This is a genomic window from Pseudomonas sp. 32A (assembly GCF_052682255.1).
Genome location: NZ_JBQYLY010000001.1, coordinates 1,112,609 through 1,126,229 on the forward strand (window position 1 = coordinate 1,112,609; position 13,621 = coordinate 1,126,229).

At 59.6% G+C, this 13,621-nt stretch carries 12 protein-coding genes; 8 read left to right on the forward strand and 4 right to left on the reverse strand.

The window, feature by feature from the left end; all coding sequences use genetic code 11:
- Nucleotides 1-3: 3 nt before the first annotated feature.
- Entirely contained in the window at nucleotides 4-312 is a 309-nt protein-coding gene (locus tag ACUN0G_RS05040; RefSeq protein WP_023659122.1) for an arsenate reductase, read from the reverse strand.
- A gap of 266 nt (nucleotides 313-578) precedes the next feature.
- Here ACUN0G_RS05040 and ACUN0G_RS05045 point away from each other — a divergent pair, with 266 nt between their 5' ends.
- On the forward strand, nucleotides 579-2,222 hold the full coding sequence (locus ACUN0G_RS05045; protein ID WP_445572831.1) for a Na+/H+ antiporter: 1,644 nt from the start codon (nucleotides 579-581) through the stop codon (nucleotides 2,220-2,222).
- A gap of 120 nt (nucleotides 2,223-2,342) precedes the next feature.
- Here the strand turns inward: ACUN0G_RS05045 and dapC are convergent, their stop codons facing one another.
- The 3 genes from dapC to map form a co-directional block, all read right to left on the reverse strand.
- Nucleotides 2,343-3,542 (reverse strand): succinyldiaminopimelate transaminase, encoded by a 1,200-nt coding sequence (gene dapC, locus ACUN0G_RS05050; protein WP_445572832.1) that lies wholly within the window; start codon nucleotides 3,540-3,542, stop codon nucleotides 2,343-2,345.
- Between the two features lie 45 nt (nucleotides 3,543-3,587).
- A complete protein-coding gene (locus ACUN0G_RS05055) occupies nucleotides 3,588-6,290 on the reverse strand; it encodes a [protein-PII] uridylyltransferase (RefSeq protein WP_258343991.1) in 2,703 nt (900 codons plus the stop codon).
- A 61-nt stretch (nucleotides 6,291-6,351) separates the two neighbouring features.
- Nucleotides 6,352-7,134, reverse strand: a complete 783-nt coding sequence (gene map / locus ACUN0G_RS05060) for a type I methionyl aminopeptidase (protein WP_258343993.1) — start codon at nucleotides 7,132-7,134, stop codon at nucleotides 6,352-6,354.
- A gap of 385 nt (nucleotides 7,135-7,519) precedes the next feature.
- On the opposite strand from map, the gene rpsB reads away from it, so the two are divergent.
- The 7 genes from rpsB (at nucleotide 7,520) to ispC (ending at nucleotide 13,588) form a co-directional block, all read left to right on the forward strand.
- Nucleotides 7,520-8,257 (forward strand): 30S ribosomal protein S2, encoded by a 738-nt coding sequence (gene rpsB, locus ACUN0G_RS05065; protein WP_003219330.1) that lies wholly within the window; start codon nucleotides 7,520-7,522, stop codon nucleotides 8,255-8,257.
- A 192-nt stretch (nucleotides 8,258-8,449) separates the two neighbouring features.
- Nucleotides 8,450-9,313: a translation elongation factor Ts gene (gene tsf, locus ACUN0G_RS05070; RefSeq protein WP_008432237.1), complete on the forward strand. Its 864-nt coding sequence runs from the start codon at nucleotides 8,450-8,452 to the stop codon at nucleotides 9,311-9,313.
- Between the two features lie 211 nt (nucleotides 9,314-9,524).
- Nucleotides 9,525-10,268, forward strand: coding sequence for a UMP kinase (gene pyrH / locus ACUN0G_RS05075; protein WP_003219327.1), 744 nt, complete (start codon nucleotides 9,525-9,527; stop codon nucleotides 10,266-10,268).
- Nucleotides 10,265-10,822 carry a ribosome recycling factor gene (frr, locus tag ACUN0G_RS05080; RefSeq protein WP_010176756.1) on the forward strand — a complete coding sequence of 186 codons (558 nt, stop codon included), beginning with the start codon at nucleotides 10,265-10,267 and terminating at the stop codon, nucleotides 10,820-10,822. The genes pyrH and frr overlap by 4 nt, the downstream gene beginning before the upstream one ends.
- Before the next feature lie 17 nt (nucleotides 10,823-10,839).
- On the forward strand, nucleotides 10,840-11,595 hold the full coding sequence (uppS, locus tag ACUN0G_RS05085) for a polyprenyl diphosphate synthase (RefSeq protein WP_003219323.1): 756 nt from the start codon (nucleotides 10,840-10,842) through the stop codon (nucleotides 11,593-11,595).
- A complete protein-coding gene (locus tag ACUN0G_RS05090; protein ID WP_258343994.1) occupies nucleotides 11,595-12,401 on the forward strand; it encodes a phosphatidate cytidylyltransferase in 807 nt (268 codons plus the stop codon). The genes uppS and ACUN0G_RS05090 overlap by 1 nt, the downstream gene beginning before the upstream one ends.
- A complete protein-coding gene (gene ispC, locus ACUN0G_RS05095; protein ID WP_421525204.1) occupies nucleotides 12,398-13,588 on the forward strand; it encodes a 1-deoxy-D-xylulose-5-phosphate reductoisomerase in 1,191 nt (396 codons plus the stop codon). Before ACUN0G_RS05090 ends, ispC begins: the two co-directional genes overlap by 4 nt.
- Nucleotides 13,589-13,621: the final 33 nt, after the last annotated feature.

Below are 13,621 nucleotides of genomic sequence, written 5' to 3' on the forward strand. Positions count from 1 at the left end.
GGCCTACTTGAGGGCCGCCGAATAACTATCTGGCTTGAAGCCAATCAGGGTTTTGTCACCGAGATCAAGCACGGGGCGCTTGATCATCGAGGGTTGCGCGAGCATCAATTCAATGGCTTTCGCTTGGTCGAGATCGGCTTTGCGTTCGTCTTCGAGTTTGCGAAAGGTGGTGCCCGCACGGTTCAAAACCACCTGCCAACCGTGCTCATTGCACCATTGGGTCAAGTGTTCGCGGTCGATACCGGCCGTTTTGTAGTCATGGAACTCATACTGGATAGCGTGTTCATCGAGCCAGGTGCGCGCCTTTTTCATGGTGTCGCAGGCTTTGATGCCGAAAAGGTGCAACGTTTTGCTTGAATTGGTCAAGGAATTGCCCCCCTTTGGGCTGACGAAATGAAAGGTCAAGGATTATGCCATGGCCAGCGGCTTTCGGCGCCGCTCGTCAACATTACGTTTTGCTCGCGTGCGACTTTTGTGCAAAGGCCATCGCGCAGCATAGGCGGCTAATATGGCACTTCAACGGCGAGTTGTTGCCTGATGTGTGTTGTTGCAAGTTGATTGTCTGGGAATCCCGCGTTATGCAAACCGCCTACACCGTACTTATCCTGCTGATGCTGGTCAGCGTTTCGCGCCTTGTCGGGCGCATCATCCCACTGCCGTTGCCACTGGTGCAGATCGCCGCCGGTGCCTTGCTGGCGTGGCCGACCTTGGGCCTGCACGTAGCCCTCGATCCCGAGTTGTTTCTTTTCCTGTTTCTGCCGCCACTGCTGTTCTCCGATGGCTGGCGTATGCCCAAGCGAGAACTGTGGCGCCTGCGCGGGCCGATCCTGACGCTGGCGGTGGGCCTGGTGCTGTTCACCGTGGTCGGTGCCGGGTATTTCATTCATTGGTTGTTGCCGAGTATTCCACTGCCGGTGGCCTTCGCCCTGGCGGCGGTGTTGTCGCCGACGGATGCCGTGGCGGTGTCAGCCATTTCCCAGAACCGCTTGCCGACGCCACTGATGCACATGCTCCAGGGCGAGGCGTTGATGAATGATGCCTCGGGCCTTGTGACCTTCAAATTCGCCCTGGCGGCGGCGCTGACCGGAGTGTTCTCGCTGGCGGATGCGAGCCTCACCTTTGTGCTGGTGGCCGTGGGTGGCCTGGCGGTCGGTGTGGCCTTGAGCTGGCTGGTCGGCCGCCTGCGTGCCTGGATGATCGCCCGGGGCTGGGACGACCCGGCGACGCACGTGGTGTTCATGTTGTTGCTGCCGTTTGCTGCCTACGTGCTGGCCGAACGCCTTGGCGCTTCGGGCATCTTGTCGGCAGTGGCCGCGGGGATGATGCAAAGCTGGCTCGACCTGCTGCCGCGCCAGACCAGCACCCGGTTGCTCAACCGCAGTGTCTGGTCGCTGCTGGAGTTTGCGTTTAACGGTTTAATCTTCCTGCTGTTGGGCCTGCAATTGCCGGACATCATCAAGGCGGTGGTCAGTCACGAGCCGACGCTGTGGCCGACCTTGCTGTATCGCTGCCTGGACGTGATCGCGATTTTCCTGGTGCTGGTGGTGTTGCGGTTTATCTGGGTGCAGAGCATCTGGCGCCTGTCGGGTTTATTGCGCCGGATTCGTGGGAAAAGTGAGCTGACGCTGGTGCCCACCGCGCGGTCCTGCTGGCTGCTGACCGTCGGTGGCGTACGCGGTGCCGTGACCCTCGCGGGTGTGATGTCGGTACCGTTACTGCTTGCGCCGGGGCAGGATTTTCCCGAGCGCGACCTGCTGATCTTCATCGCCGCCGGTGTGATCCTGCTCTCGCTCGTCGCGGCCTGCATCGCTTTGCCGCTGCTGTTACGCGGCATCGAGAAGAGCCCGGATGAGAAACGCCACAGTGAAGTGCGCGAGGCCTGGAAGAAGACCGCCGTGGCAGCTATCCATGCACTCGAAACCGAAGACCCCGCTGAAGCTGCACCTCTGGATGCCGCCCAGGCAGCTTTGGCCACCGAGCTCAAGGCGCGGTTGATGTCGGAGTATCGTCATCAATTGGAGGTGTTCAATGATTCGGCCGAAGCCCAGGCGCTGGCGTTTCAGATGGACCAACTGGAGCGCAAGTTGCGGCTCAAGGCCCTGCGGGCGCAGCGTCTGGAGCTGTATAGCCTGAGCCGTCAACACCAGATTGCTGATGACGTGTTACGGGAGGTGTTGGCGGATCTGGATATGAGCGAGGCGAATCTGGGTCATATCAAATAACACCGCGGTGCTTACTTGTGGCGAGGGAGCTTGCTCCCGCTGGGCTGCGTAGCGGCCCCAAAAAAGCGGGAGCGCTGCGCACTCCAGCGGGAGCAAGCTCCCTCGCCACATTCAGCGCAGTTATTTATTGCGGGTAATAAAGTCGCGAATCCGCGTCGCCGCTTCCACACACTCCGCCAGCGGCGCAACCAGTGCCAGGCGCACACGCCCGGCGCCCGGGTTGACCCCGTCCACTTCCCGCGACAGGTACGAGCCCGGTACCACGGTCACGTGTTCTTCCACGAACAAGTCCCGGCAGAACGCCGCATCGTCGCCCTTCACGTTCGGCCACAGGTAGAAGCCGCCGTCCGGGTTTTGCACGTCCAGCACCGGCTTGAGGATCGCCAGCACGGCATCGAATTTCTCCCGGTACAGGTCACGGTTGGCCTGCACGTGGGCTTCGTCCTGCCAGGCGGCGATGCTCGCCAGTTGGGTTTGCACCGGCATCGCGCAACCGTGGTAGGTGCGGTACAGCAGGAATCCCTTGAGGATTTCGGCGTCGCCGGCCACAAAGCCCGAACGCAGGCCCGGCAGGTTGGAGCGTTTGGACAGGCTGTGGAACACCACGCAGCGCTTGAAGTCCTGGCGACCCAGTTCGACGCAGGCGCTGAGCAGGCCCGGCGGCGGGGTTTGTTCGTCAAAGTACAACTCGCTGTAGCACTCGTCGGCGGCGATTACGAAGTCGTATTCGTCGGCCAGGGCAATCAGCTTTTTCAGGGTGTCGACGGGAATCAGTGCGCCGGTCGGGTTGCCTGGCGAGCACAGGAACAGGATCTGGCAGCGTTTCCAGATGTCCGGCGACACGGCGTCGAAATCCGGGTTGAAGCCGTTTTCATCCAGGCACGGCAGGTAGTGCGGCTTGGCCCCGGCGAGGAACGCCGCGCCTTCGTAGATTTGATAGAACGGGTTCGGGCTGACCACCAGCGCGTCGTCGCCACGGTTGACCACGGTCTGGGTGAAGGCGAACAGCGCTTCACGGGTGCCGTTCACCGGCAGGATATTGCGCGCCGGGTCCAGCCAGCCCTTGGGCACGCTGAAACGACGTTCGCACCAGGCGCCAATGGCTTCGCGCAGGGCGGGAATGCCCAGGGTGGTGGGGTACACCGCCATCTGGTCCAGGTTGTTGGCCAGCGCGTCGGCGACGAACTGCGGAGATTTATGCTTCGGCTCGCCGATGGAGAGGGCGATCGGATGCTTGTCCGGGTTCGGCGTGACGCTGCCCAGCAGGACGCGCAATTTCTCGAACGGGTAGGGCTGCAACTGGTTCAGGGCATTGTTCATCGATAAATCTCGTTCAATTCATTGGAAGCTGAAAATGGCGGTCGGTCAGATGCTCAAGCGTGACATCTCGACGCCGGTTTCCTGGTTGACACTCAACTGCTGGACGATGGCTTCCTGCAAGCGTCGGCACAGTTCAGGGTCGGAAAGCGGCTGGTTGTCGGCATCGGTGATAAAGAACACGTCTTCCACCCGTTCGCCCAAGGTCGCAATCTTGGCGTTCTGCAACGACAGGTCGAACTCCAGGAAGATCGTGCCGATCCGCGCCAGCAGGCCCGGGCGGTCCGGCGCGCTGAGTTCCAGCACCGTCACCGGGCGTTGGGCGTCATTGTGGATGGTCACCTCGGGGGCAAACGCAAAGTGCTTGAGCTGGCGCGGTACCCGGCGCTGGATGATGGTCGGGTAGTCGTCAGGGTTGCGCAGCGCGTCGGTGAGGCCTTTGCGGATCTTTTTCACCCGCTCCGGGTTGTCGCCGATGGACTCGCCTTCCGTGTCGAGTACGATGTAGGTGTCGAGGGTGAACTGGCTGCTGGAGGTGATGACCCGGGCGTCGTGAATGTTCAGGTTGAGCTGGTCCATCGCGGCCACGGTCACGGCGAAGAAGTCGTGCTGGTCGGGTGCGTAGATGAAGATCTGCGTGCCACCCTCGAACTCGCGCTGGGTGGTTTCCTTGATCAGCACCAGTGGCCCGCCATCGGCCGGCTGCTGCAGAATCGCGTCGCTGTGCCAGGCCACGTCGCCAGCGGTGTGGCGCAGGAAGTAGTCGTCCCCCAGTTGCGACCAGAGTTGCTCGACGTCGTCCGGGTCGTTGCCGCCACGCACCAGAATATCCAGGGCCGCGCTTTGGGTGCGGCGGATCTGCTCTTCGCGGTCCACCGGGTTCTCCAGGCCGCGACGCAGCGCGCGCTTGGTCTCTGTGTAGAGTTGGCGCAACAGGCTGGCGCGCCAGGAATTCCACAGCGTCGGGTTAGTGGCGTTGATGTCGGAGACGGTGAGCACGTAGAGGTAGTCGAGACGGGTTTCGTCGCCGACGGCCTGGGCGAAATCATGGATCACCTGCGGGTCGGACAAGTCCTTGCGCTGGGCGGTGGTGGACATCACCAGGTGGTTTTGCACCAGCCACACGATCAGGCGGCTGTCCCACAGCGGCAACTGGTGGCGCTGGCAGAACGCTTCGGCGTCCACCGCACCAATTTCCGAGTGATCACCGTGCCGGCCCTTGCCGATGTCGTGGTACAGGCCGGCAAGGTAGATCAGCTCAGGCTTGGGCAGCCGCGCCATGAGCTTGCTGGCCAGCGGGAATTTCTCTGACACCTGGGTGTACTGCAACTTACGCAGGTGCTTGATCAGGTTCAGGGTGTGGGCGTCCACCGTATAGATGTGGAACAGGTCGTGCTGCATCTGCCCGACAATAAAGCCGAACTCCGGCAGGTAACGCCCGAGGATCCCGTAGCGGTTCATGCGCCGCAGGTTGCGGTGGATGCCGATCTTGCACTTGAACAGCTCGATAAACAGGCTGGTGTTGCGAATGTCGTGACGGAAGTCGTCGTCGATCAGGTGACGGTTTTCCCGCAGCAAGCGAATGGTGTCGGCGCGTACGCCTTTGATTTCCGGCTGTTGGGCCATCAGCACAAAGATTTCCAGCATGGCGAACGGCGTGCGTTTGAACACGTTGTCGTTGCGAGCCTCGATGTAGCCATCGTGGAGCTGGAAGCGCGAGTTGATCGGCTGCGGCGGTGCTTCGTCTTCCGGGGCCAGAATCACTTCTTCGAAGTGCTGGATGATCAGGTCGCTGAGCTGGGCAATGCTCATTACCACCCGGTAGTACTGCTGCATGAAGCTTTCGATGCTGGTCTTCGCGTCTTCGCCTTCAAACCCCAGCAGGGTGGCGATGGAGCGCTGGTGATCGAACAGCAGGCGGTCTTCGGAGCGGCCGGCCAGCATGTGCAACGCGTAGCGCACTTTCCACAGGAATTCCTGGGAAGAGGCCAGCAGGGCGTTTTCGCTCTCTACCAGAAAGCCTTCCCCGGCCAGGGCGCGCAGGTTCAGGGTGCCGTACTGGCGACGGGCGACCCACAAAATCGTCTGGATATCCCGCAGTCCACCGGGGGAGCCTTTGACGTTGGGTTCCAGGTTGTATTCGGTGTCGTTGTATTTGTGGTGCCGGGCTTTCTGTTCGGCACGCTTGGCCAGGAAGAAGTCCTTGCTCGGCCACATGTGCGCGGTGCTGGTGACTTCCAGCATGCGCTGGCGCAGGCGCTCGGGGCCGGCGATGGTGCGGCTTTCCATCAGGTTGGTGATCACCGTCAGGTCGGCGCGGGCTTCCTGGGCGCACTCGTCCACCGAGCGCACGCTTTGGCCGACTTCCAGGCCGATGTCCCACAACAACGTCAGAAAACGCTCGATGGAGTCGCGAAAGATCTCGTGATCGGCGCTGTCGAGCAAAATCAGCAGGTCGATATCAGAGTAGGGGTGCAGTTCACCACGGCCGTAGCCGCCGACCGCCACCAGGGCGATATCGGCGTCTTCACTCCAGCTGAACTGTTCCCAGGCTTTCTGCAGGATGTTGTCGACGAACCAGGCGCGGTCCTCGATCAGGCGGCGGATGTCCCGGCCCGTGCGGAAGCGCCCGTCGAGCACCTCGCGGGCCTGACGAATGGCTTTCTTGAAGGCGGCGATGGGGCTGGCCTTCAGCGCCAGTTCCGCCTGGAACTGGCCACGGTCGAAGAGTTCGGGATCCACCTGGGGCATCGATCGGTTTTCCTTTCTATCTATGGGGCACAGCGTTGCTATTAGAAAACCGGTGCAAACATTACGCCGAAACGCGAGGAATCGTGTCGTCGGCACGCAGGGTGAAGATCTCGTAGCCGGTGTCGGTGACCAGCAGGGTGTGTTCCCATTGCGCCGAGAGCTTGCGGTCCTTGGTGATGGCGGTCCAGCCGTCGCCCAGTACCTTGGTGTCGGCCTTGCCCTGGTTGATCATCGGCTCGATAGTGAAGGTCATGCCTGCCTTCAGCTCCATGCCGGTGCCGGCGCGGCCGTAATGCAGGATCTGCGGCTCTTCGTGGAATACCTTGCCGATGCCATGGCCGCAGAATTCGCGCACCACCGAGAAGCCGTTCTTTTCAGCGTGCTTCTGGATGACTTCACCGATGTCGCCCAGGCGGCAGCCAGGCTTGACGATCTCGATGGCCTTGTACATGCATTCCTGGGTGACTTGCGACAGGCGCTCGGCCCAGACCGGCACGTTGCCGACGTGGAACATGCGGCTGGTGTCGCCGTGGTAGCCGTCTTTGATCACGGTGACGTCGATGTTCAGGGTGTCACCGTCTTTCAACGGCTTGTCGCCGGGAATCCCGTGGCATACCACGTGGTTGATCGAAGTGCAGATCGACTTGGGGAAACCCTTGTAGTTCAGCGGCGCAGGGATGGCCTTTTGCACGTTGACAATATAGTCGTGGCAAATGCGGTCCAGCGCTTCGGTGGTGACGCCGGGCTTGACGTGTTCGGCAATCATTTCCAACACGTCGGCAGCCAGTTTGCCGGCAACACGCATGCCAGCGATGTCTTCGGCGGTTTTGAGGGTGACGGTCATACAGGCTCTCTCTAGCGCGAGGCGCTGAAATCAATACGGTTTACGGGTGTGCGACAAAAGGTTGCAGAATTCGCACAAGCCCAAAAAACGCGATTCTAGCAGACGCAGGGGTGAAACCATGAGCGTCTGGCGATCGCTTCTGTCTATAAGGATGGGGGCATTCTGGCTCTATTCAAAGGCTTAGGCAAAAGCGACTGACGGCAAATGTGATTGCGGGTTTCGTTTTTGCAAGCTCTGTGGTATAAAATGCGCCGCTTTCCGGGGATACCCCGCAAAGCTTAAATCCACACACGTGTCGACACGATGACCTGGGTGCCGGAGGCGAATGCCGCTGGTTGGTCATTGGGATACGTGGAGGCCAAACCCGACTTATTAAGGAACTATCATGTCCCAAGTCAACATGCGCGATATGCTGAAGGCCGGTGTGCACTTCGGTCACCAGACCCGTTACTGGAACCCGAAAATGGGTAAGTACATTTTCGGCGCGCGTAACAAGATCCACATCATCAACCTTGAAAAAACCCTGCCAATGTTCAACGAAGCTCTGACTTTCGTAGAGCGCCTGGCCCAGGGCAAAAACAAGATTCTGTTCGTCGGCACCAAGCGTTCCGCTGGCAAGATCGTTGCTGAAGAAGCAGCACGTTGCGGTTCGCCGTACGTCGATCACCGCTGGTTGGGCGGCATGCTGACCAACTTCAAAACCATCCGTGCTTCCATCAAGCGTCTGCGTGACCTTGAAGTGCAAGCCGAAGACGGTACTTTCGCCAAGCTGACCAAGAAAGAGGCGCTGATGCGCACTCGCGACCTGGAAAAGCTCGATCGTTCCCTGGGTGGTATCAAGGACATGGGCGGTCTGCCTGACGCACTGTTCGTTATCGACGTTGATCACGAGCGCATCGCGATCACCGAAGCCAACAAGCTGGGCATCCCGGTTATCGGCGTAGTCGATACCAACAGCAGCCCGGAAGGCGTTGACTACATCATCCCAGGCAACGATGACGCAATCCGCGCTATCCAGCTGTACATGGGTTCGATGGCTGACGCTGTAATCCGTGGCCGCAACCACGTTGCTGGCGGCACCGAGCAGTTCGTTGAAGAAGCTCCGGTAGCAGCAGCTGAGTAACTGACGCCTTGGCGTTGACTCAGTAAGCAAAAAGGGGGCTTGGCCCCCTTTTTGCCACCTCGAAAACCATTTGTCGGCAGCGCAGCTACAACATCTGTAACGTGCAGCGGCCTACAAGGGTGATTCGGGAAGAATTGATCGCCCGTTCAATCGGGTGGAATGGTTGAAAACCTATCCAAGAGGATTTTGAAAATGGCAGAGATTACTGCAGCGTTGGTTAAAGAACTGCGTGAGCGTACCGGCGAAGGCATGATGGATTGCAAAAAGGCCTTGACCAAGGCCGGCGGCGACATCGAAAAAGCCATTGATGACATGCGTGCTTCGGGCGCCATCAAGGCTGCCAAGAAAGCAGGCAACGTAGCTGCTGAAGGCGCTATCGCAATCAAGGAAGACGGCAAATCCGCCGTTATCCTGGAAGTTAACTCGCAGACCGACTTCCTGGCCCTGCAAGACGACTTCAAAAACTTCGTCGCTGCCAGCGTTGAAAAAGCGTTCGCTGACAAACTGACCGATGCCGCTCCGCTGATCGAAGCTCAAGAAGCTGATCGTCTGGTTCTGGTGGGTAAAGTAGGCGAGAACGTTAACATTCGTCGCCTGACCCGCGTTGAAGGCGATGTTGTGGGTGCTTACCTGCACGGCAACAAAATCGGTGTTGTGGTTGCGCTGAAAGGCGGCAACGTTGAACTGGCCAAAGACATCGCTATGCACGTAGCGGCCAGCAACCCTGAATTCCTGCTGCCATCTGAAGTTTCTGCTGAAGCCATCGAACGCGAGAAAGCCGTGTTCCTGCAGCTGAACGAAGAAAAAATCAAAGGCAAGCCTGAAAACATCGTTGAAAACATGGTCAAAGGCCGTATCAGCAAGTTCCTGGCTGAGGCTTCCCTGGTTGAGCAGGCGTTCGTCAAGAACCCTGAAATCAAGGTTGGCGAACTGGCCAAGAAAGCCGGTGCTGAAATCGTTTCCTTCACCTACTACAAAGTAGGCGACGGCATCGAGAAGCCGGTCGACAACTTCGCTGAAGAAGTTGCTGCCCAGCTGGCTGCCACCAAGAAGTAAGACAGTTTTTAACTGTCGCCCAAAAGAGGCTGCCCGCTTACGCGCGCAGCCTCTTTTCAAATGGGGTGATCGATTTTTATTGGTTTCCCTTTGGAACTGGCTTACAAAGCCGTGTTCCGATGGCGCTGTGACAGCGTCAAGCTAGAGTGAACGCAGGCCGTAAACGGCTTGCCAAGAATTTTCAAAAAATACGCCGCAGGAGAGATTCGCAATGGCTCAGCAGGGCAGTGGTCATCAGGCTCGCTATAAACGCATTCTACTCAAGCTTAGCGGCGAGGCCCTGATGGGCTCGGAAGAGTTTGGGATCGATCCCAAAGTACTCGATCGCATGGCGCTGGAAGTCGGCCAACTGGTCGGTATCGGTGTTCAGGTCGGTCTGGTGATCGGCGGCGGCAACCTGTTCCGTGGTGCGGCACTGAGCGCTGCCGGCATGGATCGGGTGACGGGCGACCACATGGGCATGCTGGCCACTGTGATGAACGCCCTGGCGATGCGTGACGCCCTTGAGCGCGCCAACATCACCGCGATCGTCATGTCGGCTATTTCCATGGTGGGCGTAACGGATCACTATGATCGTCGCAAAGCCATGCGTCACCTGGATGCCAAAGAGGTAGTGATTTTTGCTGCCGGTACCGGCAACCCGTTCTTTACCACCGATTCGGCAGCTTGCCTGCGTGGTATCGAGATCAACGCGGACGTGGTGCTCAAGGCCACCAAGGTTGACGGTGTTTACACGGCAGACCCATTCAAAGACCCGCATGCCGAGAAGTTCGATCATCTGACTTATGATGAAGTGCTGGATCGCAAGCTGGGCGTGATGGACCTGACGGCAATCTGCTTGTGCCGCGACCACAAGATGCCGCTGCGCGTATTTAACATGAACAAGCCCGGCGCCCTGCTGAACATCGTACACGGCGGCGCGGAAGGGACTCTGATCGAGGAAATCGAACAATGATCAACGAAATCAAAAAAGACGCTCAAGAGCGCATGCAGAAATCCCTGGACTCTCTGAACCATGCATTTGGTCAGATTCGTACCGGCAAGGCTCACCCAAGCATTCTGGGCAGCGTGATGGTGCCGTATTACGGCGCTGATACCTCGATCACTCAAGTGGCCAACATCACTGTCAAAGATTCGCGCACCCTGCAAGTCGTAGCCTTTGAGCGCAACATGCTCGGCGCCGTCGACAAAGCCATCCAGAGCGCCGGCCTGAACCTCAATCCGACCAACCTGGGCGAATTGCTGCTGATCTCCATGCCAGCCCTGACCGAAGAAACCCGCAAGGGCTTCACCAAGCAGGCGCGCAGCGCCGCTGAAGATGCGCGTGTTGCCGTACGCAACATTCGTCGTGATGCCTTGGGTGACCTGAAGAAGCTGGTCAAGGACAAGGAAATCAGTGAAGACGAAGAGCGCCGTGCCGTCGCCGATATCGACAAGCTGACTAAAGACGCCGAGGCCCAGATCACCAAGGCCACGGAAGATAAAGAAAAGGACCTGATGGCCGTATAAGGGGTCAGGACGCCTTCATGGAAAAGACCAAGCAGACTGTGCCCTCCGTGGTGCCGCGCCATGTCGCGATCATCATGGACGGGAATAATCGCTGGGCGAAGAAGCGCTTTATGCCGGGCGTTGCCGGGCATAAAGCCGGTGTCGATGCGGTGCGTGCCGTGATCGAGGTGTGTGCCGAGGCCAAGGTCGAAGTATTGACCTTGTTCGCGTTCTCCAGTGAAAACTGGCAGCGCCCGGCCGAGGAAGTCAGTGCCTTGATGGACCTGTTCTTCAAGGCATTGCGTCGTGAGGCCAAGCGCCTGAACGAGAACAACATCAGCCTGCGCATCATCGGCGACCGTTCGCGGTTCCATCCGGAGCTGCAAGCGGCCATGCGCGAAGCTGAGGCGATCACTGCCGGCAGCAACCGTTTTGTGCTGCAGATCGCAGCCAACTACGGCGGCCAGTGGGATATTGCCCAGGCAGCGCAGCGCCTGGCGCGGGAAGTGCAGGCCGGCCATCTGCGCCCGGAAGACATCACGCCCGAGCTGTTACAAACCTGTCTGGTGACCGGCGACCTGCCATTGCCCGACCTGTGTATTCGTACCGGTGGCGACCATCGCATCAGCAACTTCCTGTTGTGGCAGTTGGCCTATACCGAACTGTACTTCTCCGACCTGTTCTGGCCGGACTTCAAACACGATGCCATGCGCAATGCGCTGGCCGATTTCGCTTCCCGTCAGCGTCGCTTCGGTAAAACGAGCGAGCAGATCGAAGCTGGAGCCCGGGTTTAATGCTTAAACAACGAATCATCACGGCGCTGATCCTGCTGCCTATTGCCCTGTGCGGGTTTTTCCTGCTTGAAGGTGCAAACTTCGCACTGTTCATTGGCCTGGTCGTGACGCTGGGTGCCTGGGAATGGGCACGCCTGGCGGGTTTCGCCGCACAGTTGCCTCGTGTGGTGTACGCCGCTGTCTTGGCGCTGTTGATGTTCCTGATGTACATCCTGCCGGACCTGGCACCCTGGGTGCTGGGGGCCGCGGTGTTGTGGTGGGCGTTGGCGACCTATCTGGTGCTGACGTACCCGGGCACCAGCGGGCACTGGTCCAGTGTTGCCTGCAAGCTGGTGATCGGTCTGTTGATTTTGCTGCCCGCCTGGCAGGGGCTGGTCTACATCAAGCAGATGCAGTTGGGTAACTGGCTGATCATGGCGGTGATGGTGCTGGTGTGGGGTGCTGATATTGGTGCCTACTTCTCTGGTCGTGCCTTCGGCAAGCGCAAGCTGGCGCCGGCTGTCAGCCCGGGTAAAAGCTGGGAAGGCGTGTATGGCGGCCTGGCGTTGACCCTGGTGATTACCCTGGTGGTCGGTGTGGTGCGTGGCTGGACCGTCAAGGAAATGCTGCTGTCCCTGGTGGGTGCGGCCGTGGTCGTGTTCATCTCGGTGGTCGGTGACCTGACTGAAAGCATGTTCAAGCGTCAGGCCGGGATCAAGGACAGCAGTAACCTGCTGCCGGGTCACGGTGGCGTTCTGGACCGCATCGACAGCCTGACGGCCGCGATCCCGATTTTTGCCGTACTGCTGTGGATGGCTGCCTCGTGAGCCGCCTGCAGCAGGTAACCGTGCTGGGCGCCACCGGCTCGGTGGGGCTAAGCACCCTGGATGTGATTGCCCGCCATCCCGATCGATACCAAGTCTTTGCATTGACCGGCTTCAGTCGCCTGAGCGAACTGCTGGCGCTGTGTGTGCGCCACGCGCCGCAATACGCCGTCGTACCTGAAGCGGCAGCCGCACAGGGTTTGCAGGATGACCTGCGCGCTGCGGGCCTGGCGACTCAGGTATTGGTGGGGGAGGAGGGGTTGTGCCAGGTTTCGGCTGACCCTGATGTCGACACCGTCGTCGCGGCCATTGTCGGTGCTGCCGGCTTGCGTCCGACCCTGGCAGCCGTTGATGCAGGCAAGAAGATTCTGCTGGCCAATAAAGAAGCCCTGGTGATGTCCGGTGCGCTCTTTATGCAGGCGGTGCGCAAGAGCGGCGCCGTGCTGTTGCCGCTGGACAGCGAGCACAACGCGATTTTCCAGTGCATGCCCGGTGATTTTGCCCGTGGGTTGAGCCAGGTGGGTGTGCGCCGGATTCTGCTGACAGCTTCCGGCGGTCCGTTCCGACAGACGCCGCTGGCCGATCTGGAGCATGTTTCTCCTGATCAGGCGTGTGCGCATCCGAACTGGTCCATGGGGCGCAAGATCTCGGTGGATTCAGCGAGCATGATGAACAAGGGGCTGGAGCTGATCGAGGCCTGCTGGCTGTTCGATGCCCGGCCGGATCAGGTCGAGGTGGTGATCCACCCGCAAAGTGTGATTCATTCCCTGGTGGACTACGTGGATGGCTCGGTATTGGCTCAGTTGGGCAATCCGGACATGCGTACACCGATCGCCAATGCCCTGGCGTGGCCGGAACGGATTGATTCGGGTGTTGCGCCGTTGGATCTGTTTGCCATTGCCCGTCTGGACTTCGAAGCGCCCGACGAGCAACGCTTCCCTTGCCTGCGTCTTGCGCGGCAAGCTGCCGAGGCGGGTAACAGCGCCCCGGCGATGTTGAATGCGGCCAATGAAGTGGCGGTGGCGGCGTTTCTGGACCGGCGCATCCGCTTTCCGCAGATCGCGAGTATGATCGAAGACGTTTTAAACCTTGAACCCGTCGTCCCCGTGAATGATCTGGGTGCGGTGTTCGAAGCGGATGTAAAGGCCCGGGCCTTGACCGAGCAGTGGTTGAACCGCAATGCGCGCTAGTCTTTAGGCGTGTTTGAGCCTTCAGGCACTGGA